At 61.3% G+C, this 14,394-nt stretch carries 14 protein-coding genes; 4 read left to right on the top strand and 10 right to left on the bottom strand.

All coding sequences use genetic code 11. From position 1 onward, the window contains the following. Positions 1–2: 2 nt before the first annotated feature. Genes tssG through tssA form a run of 6 tightly spaced genes read right to left on the bottom strand, consistent with a single transcriptional unit; the run spans position 3 to position 6,754 of the window. Positions 3–1,010, bottom strand: a complete 1,008-nt coding sequence (tssG, locus tag A7317_RS16490; protein ID WP_024075951.1) for a type VI secretion system baseplate subunit TssG — start codon at positions 1,008–1,010, stop codon at positions 3–5. Next, positions 974–2,761, bottom strand: a complete 1,788-nt coding sequence (gene tssF / locus A7317_RS16485) for a type VI secretion system baseplate subunit TssF (protein WP_069076344.1) — start codon at positions 2,759–2,761, stop codon at positions 974–976. Before tssF ends, tssG begins: the two co-directional genes overlap by 37 nt. Then, positions 2,751–3,152, bottom strand: coding sequence for a type VI secretion system baseplate subunit TssE (gene tssE, locus A7317_RS16480; RefSeq protein WP_024075953.1), 402 nt, complete (start codon positions 3,150–3,152; stop codon positions 2,751–2,753). The genes tssF and tssE overlap by 11 nt, the downstream gene beginning before the upstream one ends. Positions 3,153–3,166: 14 nt before the next feature. Continuing rightward, on the bottom strand, positions 3,167–4,642 hold the full coding sequence (gene tssC, locus A7317_RS16475; protein WP_024075954.1) for a type VI secretion system contractile sheath large subunit: 1,476 nt from the start codon (positions 4,640–4,642) through the stop codon (positions 3,167–3,169). A 26-nt stretch (positions 4,643–4,668) separates the two neighbouring features. After that, positions 4,669–5,166, bottom strand: coding sequence for a type VI secretion system contractile sheath small subunit (gene tssB / locus A7317_RS16470; RefSeq protein ID WP_069076343.1), 498 nt, complete (start codon positions 5,164–5,166; stop codon positions 4,669–4,671). Positions 5,167–5,200: 34 nt separating this feature from the next. Further along, positions 5,201–6,754 (bottom strand): type VI secretion system protein TssA, encoded by a 1,554-nt coding sequence (gene tssA, locus A7317_RS16465; RefSeq protein WP_081329223.1) that lies wholly within the window; start codon positions 6,752–6,754, stop codon positions 5,201–5,203. A 477-nt stretch (positions 6,755–7,231) separates the two neighbouring features. Between tssA and A7317_RS16460 the strand changes: the two genes are divergently transcribed. Next, complete coding sequence (locus A7317_RS16460) at positions 7,232–7,747, top strand: Hcp family type VI secretion system effector (RefSeq protein WP_024075957.1); 516 nt, start codon at positions 7,232–7,234, stop codon at positions 7,745–7,747. Between the two features lie 53 nt (positions 7,748–7,800). Here A7317_RS16460 and A7317_RS16455 read toward each other — a convergent pair whose 3' ends face one another. After that, positions 7,801–8,622: an aldo/keto reductase gene (locus A7317_RS16455; protein WP_024075958.1), complete on the bottom strand. Its 822-nt coding sequence runs from the start codon at positions 8,620–8,622 to the stop codon at positions 7,801–7,803. A 106-nt stretch (positions 8,623–8,728) separates the two neighbouring features. Here A7317_RS16455 and A7317_RS16450 point away from each other — a divergent pair, with 106 nt between their 5' ends. After that, positions 8,729–9,223, top strand: a complete 495-nt coding sequence (locus tag A7317_RS16450) for a DUF1543 domain-containing protein (protein ID WP_024075959.1) — start codon at positions 8,729–8,731, stop codon at positions 9,221–9,223. A gap of 81 nt (positions 9,224–9,304) precedes the next feature. Here A7317_RS16450 and A7317_RS16445 read toward each other — a convergent pair whose 3' ends face one another. Both A7317_RS16445 and dapF read right to left on the bottom strand, forming a co-directional pair. Next, the gene (locus tag A7317_RS16445; protein ID WP_069076341.1) at positions 9,305–10,516 is read right to left on the bottom strand and encodes a TPM domain-containing protein; all 1,212 of its coding nucleotides are present in this window, start codon (positions 10,514–10,516) and stop codon (positions 9,305–9,307) included. 113 nt (positions 10,517–10,629) lie between these two features. Further along, positions 10,630–11,439: a diaminopimelate epimerase gene (dapF, locus tag A7317_RS16440; protein WP_069076340.1), complete on the bottom strand. Its 810-nt coding sequence runs from the start codon at positions 11,437–11,439 to the stop codon at positions 10,630–10,632. A 78-nt stretch (positions 11,440–11,517) separates the two neighbouring features. Here dapF and A7317_RS16435 point away from each other — a divergent pair, with 78 nt between their 5' ends. Next, a complete protein-coding gene (locus tag A7317_RS16435) occupies positions 11,518–12,036 on the top strand; it encodes an AAA family ATPase (protein WP_069076339.1) in 519 nt (172 codons plus the stop codon). Here the strand turns inward: A7317_RS16435 and A7317_RS16430 are convergent. Continuing rightward, on the bottom strand, positions 12,014–13,618 hold the full coding sequence (locus A7317_RS16430) for a L,D-transpeptidase family protein (protein ID WP_069076338.1): 1,605 nt from the start codon (positions 13,616–13,618) through the stop codon (positions 12,014–12,016). The two genes, A7317_RS16435 and A7317_RS16430, sit on opposite strands and share 23 nt — an antisense overlap. Before the next feature lie 40 nt (positions 13,619–13,658). Here A7317_RS16430 and A7317_RS16425 point away from each other — a divergent pair, with 40 nt between their 5' ends. Then, a complete protein-coding gene (locus A7317_RS16425; protein WP_024075964.1) occupies positions 13,659–14,372 on the top strand; it encodes a murein L,D-transpeptidase catalytic domain family protein in 714 nt (237 codons plus the stop codon). Positions 14,373–14,394: the final 22 nt, after the last annotated feature.

The following is a 14,394-nucleotide window of genomic DNA, read 5'->3' as shown; positions in this document are numbered from 1 at the left end:
CCTTAATGCGCATTGCCAGCCAGCGTGACCACACCATCCGCCCGCTCATGCCCCAGCCAACTGGTCCATCCCAGGCGACACACATTGCGCTCGCCGATATGCAGCGCGCGGATCTCCCCTTCAGCGAGCACCAGGCGCACGTCATATTCCAGCGGTGCGCGCGCGGTTAAGCGCAGCAGTGCACATAAGGGGCGCAAGTCCTCCCCGGTCGGCAGGAACTGGTGAAATCGTTGCCAGTCGAGCCCGAGCAGATGCACGGTGAACTTGCCGCTGCAATCGGTGACCCGACTACCCAGCACCAGGTCCTGGCCGAGCGTGTGGTTGGCCGCCCCCAGCCGATTGCGCTGCTGTCCGTTGATTGACACGCTGCGTTCAACCCACTGTTCGATGAACAACCGGCGGTGCTTGAAGTAATGGCGCATCACAGTCTCAATCATTGCCGCCGAATGCGCGCGCAGGCTCAGCAGCCCCAGGTAAGGCAGCAGCCGTTTGCAGTCCAGCGCTGCCGCCCGACGAATGTCCTGGCCTCCCAGTCCGATCAAGGCAAACATCTGCGCCGAGAACGCATCACTGGCGCCCCGTCGGAAGCAGGCTCGATAACGATATTTGCGCCAGATCGGCAGCATCAGCCGTTGCAGGCGGTGGTGAAACACGTCCAGGAAATCCCGGGTGGCGTTACCGCCTGACACCTCTGCGTACGCCTGCTCCGCGTAGAACGCGGGCAGTGGTGACCCCGCGCCACATAGTCCGAGGACATTGAGGCGAAGCCGCGCGCGCAATTGACCGTACTCCACAAAAAACTCCACTCGATCGATGTCGTGTCCGGGAAAGCCCAAGCCTGGATTGGCCTGGAATTCCAATTGGTCATACAACGCGTCCTCATCCAGCAGTGGATGGGCATCACGCAAGCGCTCGATCACCTGTAACACCGCCTGGAACAGCGAGTACTCGCGGATGAAACGGGACAGTTCGGTTAAAGCAGGGGCTGCTCGCCCATGCGGGGTGGCCATAGGTACACATCTCCTTGTGTGCTGATCACTCGCAATTCGTGATACGAATTCAAGCTGGCGTACAGCGCAAAAAACTCGTTGAGCACCGAAGCGAATACAAAGGTTTCGCCCTGGCCGAGGAAGCCTTGGGTATCGATCGACAGGTCCACCCGCACACCGCGAATCGGCAGGCCATTGAGCAATCGGTCGACGGCTTCGTGCCGGATGCCGCGCAGCGCTCCCAACCGCTTTGCACTGATTTTCTGCGCCTGGCGGCTGTGATAACGCGGCAGGTCGTAGGTTTCGAGGATGACTTTCAGGGCATTGATATCGGTCAACGACAGGTAGTTGAGCGACAGGTTGCTGATCAGTCGCCACAGGAAGTCCTGGTCCAGGGGCGGAGCAAGACTCGTGGTCGGCACGGTGATATTTCGAAACGCCAGAAATTCCGGGGTCTGCTCGCAGGGCTGGTTGACCTGCCCCACCTGTAGCTGCAGCGGCAGGTTCTGATTGGTGCAGGTCAACTCGATCGACAGTGTTTCCTGTTCGTGCCCCTGGTCACGCTCAAACGCGATCCAGGTGTCGAGACCGGCATGCTGTGCCGATGCACGCTGGCGAAGGCTGTAGCTGGGGGCCATGTTCGAGGCTGGGGTGGCGCTGTCGTGTTCAAAGGACTCGAACGGTACGTAATGCCGATAACCCAGGCCACCCGGGCGCCATCCCGTCACGCTGTCCACGGAAAACACCGCGGCGTTGCCCCGGGTATATTCCCCAGGCACCAGCAGGTACTCATCCTGCTTGCCGTCCAGGCGAACGGGCACGGCATCATGGTTGAACAGATTGACGATGGGGGTGCAATAGAGCTTCACGTTGTCCAGGCTGGGGCGTTGCGGCTCATGCCCCTGGGTGCGCAGTTCAAAACGCATCACCATGCCACGCACCCGTTTGAGCAGTGCCTGAGGCACCCCATGCAACCGATCCAAACCGCCGACATCCACGAACAGGTATTTGTCAGGGAAGGCAAAATACTCCTGCAGCAGGCGATAACCACGGAAGGTATTTACTGGGTAAGGAATCAACGCCTGTTCTTCGCAGAACCCCACCGGGTGTACCTGGCTGGCACACAGCCGCAGCGACATTGCCTGCCCATCGGTCCCGTTGACGGGCTGGCCGTCATCACCGAGAAGCAACAACTCGATGCCGTCGAGATGACGCAGCAGGCCCAGGTACAACCCCTGGCTGACGTGGCGATCCCCGGCCAAGTGCAACCGCAACGTGTCGAACACCAACTCACTGAAATTCCCCGGGGCGCTCATGTCCAACCGCAGGTCCAACAGGGCTCGCTCACCCTGGAAGACATACGTCACGGCGCTCAGTTGCAGCGCCATGACCTGGGTGCTGTAGCAGGTCCGAAAGCGACAGCGCTCGCCATTGATGGCCGCGCTTTCCACTGCGGTGTCGCGCGCCACCCGGACAGCAGGCCCTGCCCGTTTCAACGGATCGAACTGCAAGATGCTGAACGATGGCAGAGGCCGCATGTAGTTGGGCCACAACAACTGCATCAACGAATGGGTCAGTTCGGGTAATTCGTCATCCAGTTTCTGCCGCAGGCGGCCGGTGAGAAACGCAAAGCCTTCGAGCAAACGCTCCACGTCCGGGTCCTGGCCGGCCTCTGCGAGAAACGGTGCCAGGGCTGGATTGCGCTCGGCGAAACGTCGCCCCAGCTGACGCAAGGCACTGAGTTCGCTTTGGTAATAACGATTAAAGGTCATCCGGCGCAACCTCGACCTGCCCACCATCACCCAGAAGCGCACTGAACACCACCGGTTGCCTGATTCCATTGGCGAGCAGCGTGGCCTCGATGGCAAATGCCAGGACCAGGGGATCGCGGTCGCGGGGCAATAGCCTTACGCGCACGTTCGCCAAACGCGGCTCATAGGCCTGGATAAACCGTTCGATCGACAGGCGCGATCGGCTCAATGATTCGTGCAGGCTCAGGCGCAGGTCATTGAGATCCGGCAAGCCGTAGTCGTGCAATGTCTGGACACTGCCCGCACGCGTGCTGAGCATCTTGCCCAGGTGCGTCGCGATGGACGCCACGCTGTTCGCCTGGGCAGGTGCCTGGCCGTCAAGGCGCTCGAATAGGCTGCAGTAATGTGTCATCCCCTGGTGCCTGCTCATTCTTTGTCGAGCTTGCCGACCAGGGACAAGGTGAAATCCGCCCCCATGTACTTGAAGTGAGGTCGCACACTGAGGTTGACGCGGTACCAGCCAGGTTCCCCGTCGACGTCACTGACGACAATACGGGCGGCTCGCAGCGGACGCCGGCCGCGCACTTCGGCGCTGGGGTTTTCCTGGTCCGCCACGTATTGGCGAATCCACTTGTTGAGCTCCAGCTCAAGGTCGGTGCGCTCCTTCCACGAACCCAGTTGTTCGCGCTGCAGCACCTTGAGGTAATGGGCCAACCGGTTGACCACCATCATGTACGGCAACTGGGTACCCAGGCGGTAGTTCAGCTCGGCCTCCCTGCCCTCGGCGCTGGTGCCGAAGTACTTGGGTTTCTGCACGGAACTGGCGGAGAAGAACGCGGCATTGTCACTGCCCTTGCGCATGGTCAGGGCAATAAAGCCTTCCTCGGCCAACTCATATTCGCGACGATCGGAAACCAGCACCTCGGTAGGAATCTTGGTTTCGATTTCGCCCATGCTGTGGAAGTGGTGCAACGGCAGGTCCTCCACCATGCCACCGCTTTGCGGACCGATAATGTTCGGGCACCAGCGAAACCGGGCGAAGCTATCGGTCAGGCGCGTGGCGAACGCGTAGGCAGTATTGCCCCACAGATAGTGTTCGTGGCTGTTGACCACGTTTTCCTGGTAGGCAAAGGTCTTGACCGGGCACTCCGACGGGTCGTAGGGGGTGCGCAGCAGGAACCGTGGCACGGTAAGGCCGATGTAGCGGGCATCTTCGCTCTGGCGAAAGCTCTGCCACTTGGCAAACTGGGGGCCTTCGAAATGATCCTTGAGATCCTTCAGGTCGGGCAGCCCGGTAAAGCTTTCCAAGCCAAAGAACCCCGGCCCGGCAGCCGCGATAAACGGCGCATGGGCCATGCAGGCCACGCTGGAAACGTACTGCATCAGCTTGACATCCGGCGCGCTGGGCGAGAGGAAGTAGTTGGCAATGATGGCGCCTACCGGCTGGCCGCCAAACTGACCGTATTCGGCACTGTAGATGTGTTTATAGAGCCCGGACTGGTTGATTTCCGGCGAGTCTTCAAAATCATCCAACAGGTCCTGCCGCGCGACATTCAGCAGTTCGATCTTGATGTTCTCGCGAAAATTAGTGCGATCGACCAGCAACTGCAGGCCCTTCCACGCGGCTTCAAGCGCCTGGAAATCCGGGTGGTGGAGAATTTCGTCCATCTGCTGGCTGAGCTTGGCATCGATTTCGGCGATCATCCGATCGACCAGGCGTTTCTTGACCGGCTCACCGCTGTTGTGCGGTTTGACCAGCTCTTCGATAAACGCCGAGACCCCGCGCTTGGCGATGCCATACGCCTCGTCGTCAACCGTCAGCAGCGTCTGGGCAATAATGTTGTCAAGGATGCCGCCGTTGTCATCCGTTGATGTGGCCAGCGGTTTATGTTGTGCGCTCATCGTTCAGTGTCCTTTTCCTGAAAAAGTCATACGGTGGAACTGCCCAGCCCCAACTCGGCCAATACCCGTGCACGGGATTCATCATTGGCCAGGGCTTGCTCGATGGCCTTGCGAAAGCTCGGCGTATTCCCCAGTGGCCCCTTCAATGCCATCAACGCTTCACGCAGCGTCATCAGCTTTTTCAGTTCGGGAATCTGCTCCACCAGGCTTGCGGGGTTGAAGTCCTGCATCGAATTGATCCGCACCTGTATGCCCAGCTCTTCAACGTCGGGCGCGTCCTGGAGGCGATTGGGCACGCTGAGCGTCAACTCCAGCGCTTGCTTGGCCAGCACCTCGTCCAGGGTGTTCTTGTCGATACTGATCGGCTTGCGGTCTTCCAGCTTGCGCAAGTCCTCACGCTGGGTGAAATCCCCCAGCACCAATAACTTCAACGGCAGTTCAACTTCTTCCTGTGCGTCTCCAACGGCAGGTTTGAAGGTGATATTGATGCGTTCCTTGGGTGCTACCGAACCTTCTTTGGCCATGGTCTATCTCCTTTTTTTCGAGCGGCTCGAAAGCCTATTCAAGTACCGCTTCCAGGTCGAAGTGGCACAACCTGCGATGGGTGTCTTCCTTGCGCTCCCGCACGGCATGGCTTTGTGGCAACAGGTCGCAGCAGCGATACAGCAACTGCGCCACCTGCAGCGCCAGGCCAGGCTCCCAACGGTCCAGCCCCGCCTGCTGCAGTTCATGATCCAACTGTTCAAGCTGGATTCTCGCCAGCTCGTACTTGCCGGCCAGTACACACAACCGGGCCTGGGCCAAACGCCAATGGAAGCGCGCTCGCTCGCCGCGTGCGGCATGCAGGCCCTGCCTGAGTTCCCCGACGGCGGCCTTGAGCCCGTCCTTGCGCAAGCGTGGCATGACGTCCTGCAACGCCCTCTCCCACGGCTCGGCGTCGGCATCGATCGATATCTGCGAGGGTGAGGTTCTTTGCAGATGGCGATTCACCTGCAGCGCAATCCAGTCGCGAGTCGCAGCATCCGCAAACGGAACGCCGTCGTGAAAGCAGAACCCGAGGAGGTTCGGCAGGCGTTGCAACAACAGGGCGAGGCTGACTTCCACCTCGGACATCGCCAGATGAGCCTGCAGCGCCTCGAGGCACTCCCACTGCATGCGCAAACCGTCGAACCAGAACATCGCACTGGCCAGGCTCGCTTCAAGCTCAAGCACCAGGTCGGCGTAATGACCTTGGGTAAAACGCTCCTGGTAACGGTTGAGCTTGTCGGATGTGGGGCCACGCAGGCTGGTGATCCCTGCACTGTCGGCGTCGGGGTAACTGACCAGGGGCAGCCAGGCCAGCGTACGGCCCAGGCGCAGCGCGCGCAGGTCTGTAGCGTCCTGGCGCAGCCACCAGGCACACAATGGGCGAGCCTGGTCCTGCAGGGTGCGAAGTCGCTTATGTGCGTCTTTTTCGTTATCGATTGCAGCTTCCGGCTTGAGCAATTGAGTCGCTGCCTGCTTGACCTGTGCAACGACCGCCGTCACACCGGCCGGCTCGGGACCGCATTGCGCCGTGCGCGCCAGGCGCTCTGATAATTGCCTGCGAATCGGCAGAAGGAGTGGCGCGTCGCTTCCCAGGCATGCGCTCCAGCATTCATCCAGGCTGGAAAGGTGTTCAAGGATGGCTTGGAACAGTGGTTGCTGATCCGCGATTGCAAGGGTTTGCGCAAACAGGGGCTCAAGGCGCAGCACCAGCCAGCCGAAAGCTGCGCCACGGGTACGCATCTTGGCGGGGTGGACAGCCGCCCAATGCTGTTCGCAAAGATGACGCAACAGGCCCAGGCCCGCCAGCAAACCAGGAAAAGATTCACGCTGGTACAACGCCCAGGTCAACCATGCCGCGACCCGCAAATCCTTGGAATGCTGACGCAGCACGCCTTCGCTGATGACCCTGACGAGCTGCCAGTCTGGCTGGCTGCCGCCGTGGATCGATTGGGCCTTGGCCAGCTCGGTTTCAAGGGCTTCATATTCGCTGGAGAAGCGCACTTCACTGCCGGCATAACTTGCATCTGAACATGGCGTTCGGGCGACCTCAAGGTAATAAGCGCAAAGCGTGTCTGAGTAAATCATTTTTAACCGCGCACGATTATCCAAGATAGGACCGGCGAACTAACTGCGTATTGGCTGCGCACCAGTAAGCCATGAAGCTTCGTGAAAAACGTGACGAAGCGAGCGAACATTAGTCACGCAAAAAACATTCAGCAAGCAACATGCACCCACTTAAGGAATTTCCTACAATCACCATAAAACCTGGCCTGCGCAGCAATTTGCGCAGTTTAATCCGTTGCAAAACACCCTGACTGCTCGCACTTCATTGATTAGAGCGGCCCAAACAGAACAAGCAACTAATTGCGCACTTAAGCGCAAATACCAGCCGTTAATATCGCCCCCGCCTCCCCGCAACTTATAAAATACAAGCGCACGCCACATCGAACCCCTTATTTCATTGGAGTTCCAACTTTCAGGCACGCTTCTTGTTATAGGGGTTTTGCCCATCCGGCCCGTCGCCGAATGGAACTCCCTATCAATAAGGCAAGGAAACCCGACATGCCAACACCCGCGTATCTTTCTATTACCGGTGTCAAGCAAGGTTTGATAACGGCAGGCACTTTTACCCAGGACTCGGTAGGTGGCATTTACCAGGAAGGTCATGAGGACCAGATTCTCGTGCAGGCGTTTGCTCACCAGGTAATCATTCCCCGCGACCCGCAATCGGGCCAACCGACGGGGCAGAGGGTGCATAAACCGTTGATGATCAGCAAGGTCTTCGACAAGTCATCGCCATTGCTCTTCAGCGCCCTCACCAGCGGCGAAGAGGTCAAGTGCCGACTGGAGTGGCTGCGGACCTCAGCGGCAGGCACGCAGGAGCACTACTTCACCATCGAACTCGAAGGGGCGACCATCGTCGACATCCAGTCGCGCATGCCCAATTGCCAGGACCCGGACAACGCGCATTTCACCCACCTCGAAGACGTCTACTTCAGCTATCGCAAGATCACTTGGACCCATGAGGTCTCCGGTACATCCGGCTCGGACGACTGGCGCAGCCCGGCGGCCGGCTGACCCGGCCTGATGCGCAAACGGCTGCCAGGGACGGCGCCGTTTCTGCGCGACACTCAGACCATCGACAGGGGGTGCTTGCGCTTGGGCGCGCCGAACACCCGGTCGATGGCTTCCAGATCGTGTTCATCCAGCACCAGGTTCGCGGCGCTGGCGTTAAGGCGCACGTGTTCGGGCGTCACGGCCTTGGGGATGGCAATCACCCCCTCCTGGCGCAACACCCACGCCAAGGCCACCTGGGCAGGCGTGACCTCATGAAGGTGAGCGATGTGCTTGAGCGTCTGGCTGGATAGCAGCCCACCCCCCTGGGCAATCGGACAATAAGCCATCAATGGCAAGTGATGCTGTTGCCACCATGGCAGCAGGTCGAATTCGATACCGCGCTCTTCAATGTTGTAGAGCACCTGGTTGGTGGCGCAGGCCGGGGAAGCAAGTTCCTGCAGGTCGGCGACATCGAAATTGGACACGCCCCAGCGGCCGATTTTGCCGGCTTCGCGCAGCCGCTCGAAGGCCTCGACCGTTTCTTCAAGCGGATACTGGCCGCGCCAATGCAGCAGATACAGATCGATGTAATCAGTCCCCAAGCGCCGGAGGCTGGCCTCGCAAGCACGGGGGACACCCTTGTGGCTGGCGTTATGGGGGTAGACCTTGCTCACCAGGAACACCTCGTCACGCTTGCCGCGAATGGCCTCGCCGACCACCTCCTCGGCCCCCCCTTCGCCGTACATTTCGGCGGTATCGATCAGGGTCATGCCCTCGTCGATCCCCAGTTGCAACGCGGCGACTTCGGCGCGGCGCTGGTCGGGGTTCTCGCCCATGCGCCAGGTTCCCTGGCCGATGACAGGGACGGGAACGCCGGCCAGATCAATGGTTCGCATGACAATCTCCTGATGAGTTCGCGGGTTAACAGTGTGGCATTGGCCGGACAAAAGGGTTCAATCGAAGTATGGTTGCCCTTTGCCAAGCTGCCAGGAAGGACCTGCAATGCTGTTTGTCGTGATGCTCGGGGGCAAGCACCCCCGCGCCCGGATCGAAGTCCATGATGTGGTATTCGCCGTGGCGGATACGTTGGAAGGCACCTACCCGCAATTGCGCGACGCCTGGTTTGGCAGCCCCAAGGGTGTGCATATCGATGCCTGGATGGCCGTGGAGGGTGTCGATGGCTGGACAGTCGAGCTCAGCCCCCTGGCACCCCAGGCCGGGGCGCAACATCTGTATTTCATCAACCTGGGCGGCTATGAAGCCCACAGCTTTGGCGAAGCCCATCACTACCTGCTGGTGGTCGCGCCCAACAAACAGGCAGCCAAAGCCAAGGGTCAGCGACAGATGCTGCGCCACTGGTCCCAGGCTCACACCGACGGGGTATTGGATATCGATGACTGCCTCCCCATCGACCTGGTGGACGGCCGCTATGTCCACCTTGTGCAGGGGCCGCACCGGCCAATCGTGCAGCAGAACGACTATATCGTGCTGCCCTGATCGCCGTGCTGGCTCACCTAAGGACGTGCACTGCAACTACCGGAGCTCTCACCCAAGGTCGATGGGCTACGCGACTCGCGATCACCAACTGCCGGACGCCCCGCCGCCGCCGCTGGAACCGCCACCTCCCGACGAACTGCTGCTGGAACTTGAGCTGCTGGCGCTCGAACCGGAACCGCTGCCCGAGCTCGATCCCGACCCAACGCTGGCCTTGCCAAAGATAAACAGCGCCACGAATGAGGCAATCGGGATCGCAAACAGCCAGCCATCACGCCCGCGCTCGAACAGCACGCCCGCCACCACGTACACCGCCACCGCCGCCAGCGCTCGCGCAACACATCCCACGCGGCTGCGTTTCCAGGCATCTTTCATGATGACAAACAGGATCAGGTACATCCCCAGCACCACCAATGCGCCCAGGGGAAACGCCAGCCAGTGGATGAAATCGACATCCACGTAACGATCCGTCACTACCAGCCCGGCAATGTAGGCCAGCAGGCCCAGCACGCCATAAAACACCGTGCGCGCCATCCACAATGCACCGAATGTGGCACCGCCGATCAGCAGGGTCAGCGGTAACAACAGTAGGTACACCGGCCAATCCTGACCACCGGCGAACACCGCCAGCAGCACCGTCACCGCGACCGCGACCACCAGCGCCCGGCGCCAGGGCAGCTTGCCGGCGCTGATCAACACGCCGCCGATGGCGCCCACGATGAACGCCAGCAATACCGCGATTGCCGGAGGCGGCAGCCCCGGGCTGGCCACCTTCGGCAGGTCGCCACCCTCGACCAGCACGCTGAGGTCGTCCACACCCTGTTGGATACCCCCCGCGTAGTCGCCCTGGCGAAACGCCGGAGTGATGTGTTCTTCGATGATGCGGTGGGCCAACAGGTCGGTGACGGTACCTTCCAGGCCATACCCCACTTCGATGCGCACCTTGCGATCGTCCTTGGCCACCAGCAACAGGATGCCGTCGTTGACGTCCTTGCGCCCCAGCTTCCAGGCGCGGAACAGTTGGTTGGTGAAGTCTTCGAGGCTGTCGCGGCCGGTGCTGGGTACCAGCAACACGGCTATCTGCGCGCCCTTGCGTTGTTCGAGGGCCGCGAGCTGGTCGGTCAGGCGGCGGATGGCCGTCGCATCGAGGGTATTGGTGAGGTCGATCACGCGCTGGTCCAGCGCGACCTTGATCGGGCTCGCAGGTGCCGTGTCGGCCTGGGCGGTGCTGATCAACAGGGTGACAGCCAGCAGGGCCAGCAGACTCAAGGCGGATCGCCGCAACCACAGCATCATGTTTTGTTACCTGAAGTGTCTTCCTTGGGCTGCCGACTTTACCCTATCGGCGCTAGACCGGGTGCAGCCCATGGCGTTGAGGCCCCAAATGAACCTGTCGGTACTCGGCACGCCTACACCGGAATCGCGTACACCGTGCCTTGCATGATCGGCTCCACACGCCCGGTCAACAGCACGCCACCCTGCCCGTCCCACTGCACGGTGAGCGTGCCGCCGTCGCAGTGCACTTCAACCGTATCGTCCAGCAAACCACGGCGGATACCATTTACCACCGCCCCGCAGCAGCACGACCCGGACCCCAGCGGTACGCCGCCGCCCCGCTCCCAGATGCGCAAGCGGATATGGCGGCGATCCAGTACCTGGACAAAATGAACATTGGTCCTGGCCGGGAATAACGGGTGAACTTCCAGGGCGGGGCCCAGCGCTTCGACGTCGACGGCAGCGATATCCTCGACAAAGAACGTGCAGTGTGGATTCCCCATGCTGCACGCGGCCGGGCTGCCTTTGATCGGCAAGGTTCGGGTATCCAGCGGCTCGGCGAGCGGCACTGCGGCCCAGTCCAGCGATGGCGCGCCCATATTGACCGACACCCGCTGCCCCGCCACCCGCACGCACGTCAGCAACCCGCGCTCAGTGCGCAATACGATCGAATCGGTGCCGGTTTCCTGCATCAAGCGGTCGGCCACCCCCCGAGTGGCACTGCCACAGGCCTCCAGGGGCGTGCCATTGGGGTTCCAGAACTTGATACGCGCAGCGGCATCGGCGCAGTCGAGCACCACGGCCAGTTGGTTGAAACCGATACCTGTGTGGCGATTGCCCAGGCAGCGGGCAACCTGCGCGGTGATCGGGTCGTCCTGGCCACGGCGGTCGATGATGATGAAATCATCGCCATGAGCATGCATTTTCACGAACGGCAAGGTCATGCTGGGCTCCTAGGGTCGACCGGTGGGTGAACAGGAGGATACCCTGAACCGGCCCTCCGGACTTATCGAGATAGAACCATGCTTATCGTCTTCAGCGGCCTTCCCGGAACCGGAAAGACCACCATCGCCCGTGAACTCGCGCGCCAGACTCGCGCGGTTTACCTGCGCATCGACGTGATCGAGCAGGCGATTCGCAATGCCGGCGTGCTGGCGGCAGATGTGGGCACGAGCGGCTATGGGGTGGCCAATGCGCTGGCGCTGAGTCATCTGCAACTGGGTCATACGGTGATAGCCGATTGCGTGAATCCGGTCCGGGAAAGCCGATCTGCATGGGCGAACGTGGCCACGCAGGCTAGCGTGGACGTGCTCGACATCCAGGTGATCTGCTCTGACCCACAGGCCCATCAACGCCGCGTGGAAACCCGCGCAGTCGACATCGCCGGCCTGGTTCCGCCCACCTGGCAGTCGGTCCTGGACCATGAGTATGAGGCTTGGGATAAAGCGCCATGGACCCTCGACACGGCGCTGCTGACGGTGAACCAGGCCGTCACCCTGGTGATTGCGCGCCTCGCGTCTACAGGGCTTGGGAACCCATAGCCTTCATCAATACCAGATCGCGCCCGTAGATATCCGGCGCATACACCAGCCCGCCCTGGCGATCCACCTCCACCGTCCAGTAGCCCAGTAACACCGGCACCGGCGTGGCCAGTCGGAATTCATGGGTCACACCCGTGGCCAGCAATTCATCGGTGCGAGCACGTTCCGCCGGCGTCACCAGCAGGTCGCGCAGCAGCAGCGGTTGCTCGACCCGCACGCAACCGGAGCTGAACGCGCGCGGGCCTTTGGTGAACAGTGGCTGGCTGGGGGTGTCGTGCAGGTACACCGAATACGGGTTGGGGAAGCGCATCACGATCTTGCCCAACGGGTTGCGCGGGCCGGCTTCCTGGCGCAGCAGGATGTTGCCGGGGCGTGCCCAGTCGATCTGTTCGGGGGCCAGCGGGTGGCCTTCGGCGTCGAGCACTTGCAGGTTCTGCTGGCGCAGGTACTCGGGGTTGAGCCGAATCGCCGGGAGTTTGTCCTCACGCATGATGGTCGGCGGGATGGTCCAAGTGGGGTTGAGGGTCAGCCGGGTGATGCGCGATTTGAGCAGCGGTGTCTGGCGCTCGGCACGCCCGACTTGCAGGCGGGTTTGCCACACGGGAATGCCGCTCTGGTAAACGCTCAGTTGTGCGGCGGCCACGTTGACCAGCACGCCCTCGGGTTCCAGGTCCTGGCTCAGCCAGCGAAAGCGCTCCAGGTTGATGCGCAATTGTTCGCGACGAATCGCTGGGCTGATATTGAGTTCGGCCACGGTGCCCGCGCCAATAACGCCATCGGATTGCAAGGAGTGGCTGAGCTGGAAGGCTTTGACGGCCGTGACCAGTTCATCCCGGTATTGCCTGCCGTTGCCGGCGGGAGCCTGGGCCAGGTAGCCGCCGCTGTATAAGCGCCGCGCCAATTCTGGAACCCGTGGGTCTTCCATGCCGGGGCGCAGCAACGGGCCGCTGGCGACCGCTTCCCAGTGCGGCAACGGTTGTTGGCGCGCCGTGGAGTAAACATTGCGCAGGCTGCGATACAAGTCGGCGCTGGGACGGGCCTGGTCAAACGCCTGGGCCATATCGTGCAGGCCGGTGGCGGCAAACCCCAGCACTTCGGTATTGGGGTCACGGGCGGGAGGCTGGGCATGCCACAGCGGTTCGAAGCGCGATTGTTGCAGGCGCCCGTAGTGCAGGTCTTGCAAGGCTTGCAGGTACTGGCGGCTGGTGTCGATATCGTTGCACAGCACGTTCGCCGTGGCATTCGCCGGGGGCAGGCTATAGTGGGTGGGGTCCAGGCCGTCATCGGCCAGCATCAGCAACTGAGATTGCAGGGCCTGGCGGCGTTCGTCGGCGGACCACAGTGGCACATCACCCTGCTGCTGGTAGAACGCCTGCAGGCGCGATTGCGCGGCGGCGTCGATCCGGGGGGCAAGTTCGGGGCAGACCCCAGGCAACTGCGCAAGGGCCTGCTGTATGGGGGCCGAGTTGACCGGACTGGGCGCCGTCACTGGCAATGAATCCACCATCAGCGCGTCGGCTGTCGCGACCAATGGTGCAACGAGCAAGCAAATGCTCACGTAATATGCGTGTTTTTTGAACAATGGCTTTGCTCCAATCCACAGCGGGGGGGATGTACTGTAGATGCTGACTTTTATGTGCCGTCTCGGCCTTATCACTGTGAGCCTGGCAATGTTGAGCAGTGTTGCGCTCGCCGCCAATGGCAACCCTCCTTCCTTGTATAACAGCCTGGCGCGCTCGGCTCCAGAACTCAATCCCACAGTACTGAAAAGCGCCCTGAGCGCCGTGCAGTGCGCGATCAATAATGGCGAGGAACGTTCCGAGCGCCTGGCTGTGATTGACTATTCCCAACCTTCGACCGCCCGTCGGCTGTGGATCTTCGACTTGCGCAAGAAAACCCTGGTGCTGCGCGACCTGGTGGCCCATGGCGCGAAGTCCGGGGAAAACTTCGCCACCCAATTTTCCAATCGCGAGGGCAGCCACCAGTCCAGCCTGGGGCTGTTCCGCACCCAGGAAAGTTACCTGGGCACCCATGGCTACTCGCTGCGCATGGATGGCCTGGAGCCGGGCTTCAATGACCAGGCCCGCGACCGCGCGCTGGTGATTCATGCCGCCGACTACGTAAGCCCGCTGTGGAGCAAGCGCGAAGGCCGTATCGGCCGCAGCCAGGGCTGCCCGGCAGTGCGCCCGCAGGTAGCACGCCAGGTCGTGGATAAACTCAAGGACGGGCAGTTCATGTTCTCGTGGTACCCCGACCAGCGCTGGTTGAAGTCCTCGACGTACCTCAACTGTAAACCCCAACAGGTGGCAAGTAGTCGTACAATCCGTGGCGGCTAACCTGTCCCACCGATAAAAGAGA

The organism is Pseudomonas fluorescens, from assembly GCF_001708445.1.
Taxonomy (GTDB): domain Bacteria; phylum Pseudomonadota; class Gammaproteobacteria; order Pseudomonadales; family Pseudomonadaceae; genus Aquipseudomonas; species Aquipseudomonas gorinensis.
The sequence above is the reverse complement of the archived record's forward strand: the minus strand, read 5'-3'. Positions and strand labels throughout refer to the sequence as shown.

Bases quoted from the DNA above. Each gene is read 5' to 3' on its own strand.
- tssA (WP_081329223.1), bottom strand. From the start codon at position 6,754: ATGATTTACTCAGACACGCTTTGCGCTTATTACCTTGAGGTCGCCCGA.
- A7317_RS16460 (WP_024075957.1), top strand. From the start codon at position 7,232: ATGCCAACACCCGCGTATCTTTCTATTACCGGTGTCAAGCAAGGTTTG.
- A7317_RS16455 (WP_024075958.1), bottom strand. From the start codon at position 8,622: ATGCGAACCATTGATCTGGCCGGCGTTCCCGTCCCTGTCATCGGCCAG.
- A7317_RS16445 (WP_069076341.1), bottom strand. From the start codon at position 10,516: ATGATGCTGTGGTTGCGGCGATCCGCCTTGAGTCTGCTGGCCCTGCTG.
- tssC (WP_024075954.1), bottom strand. From the start codon at position 4,642: ATGAGCGCACAACATAAACCGCTGGCCACATCAACGGATGACAACGGC.
- tssB (WP_069076343.1), bottom strand. From the start codon at position 5,166: ATGGCCAAAGAAGGTTCGGTAGCACCCAAGGAACGCATCAATATCACC.
- tssF (WP_069076344.1), bottom strand. From the start codon at position 2,761: ATGACCTTTAATCGTTATTACCAAAGCGAACTCAGTGCCTTGCGTCAG.
- tssG (WP_024075951.1), bottom strand. From the start codon at position 1,010: ATGGCCACCCCGCATGGGCGAGCAGCCCCTGCTTTAACCGAACTGTCC.
- dapF (WP_069076340.1), bottom strand. From the start codon at position 11,439: ATGACCTTGCCGTTCGTGAAAATGCATGCTCATGGCGATGATTTCATC.
- A7317_RS16435 (WP_069076339.1), top strand. From the start codon at position 11,518: ATGCTTATCGTCTTCAGCGGCCTTCCCGGAACCGGAAAGACCACCATC.
- A7317_RS16425 (WP_024075964.1), top strand. From the start codon at position 13,659: ATGCTGACTTTTATGTGCCGTCTCGGCCTTATCACTGTGAGCCTGGCA.
- A7317_RS16450 (WP_024075959.1), top strand. From the start codon at position 8,729: ATGCTGTTTGTCGTGATGCTCGGGGGCAAGCACCCCCGCGCCCGGATC.
- tssE (WP_024075953.1), bottom strand. From the start codon at position 3,152: ATGACACATTACTGCAGCCTATTCGAGCGCCTTGACGGCCAGGCACCT.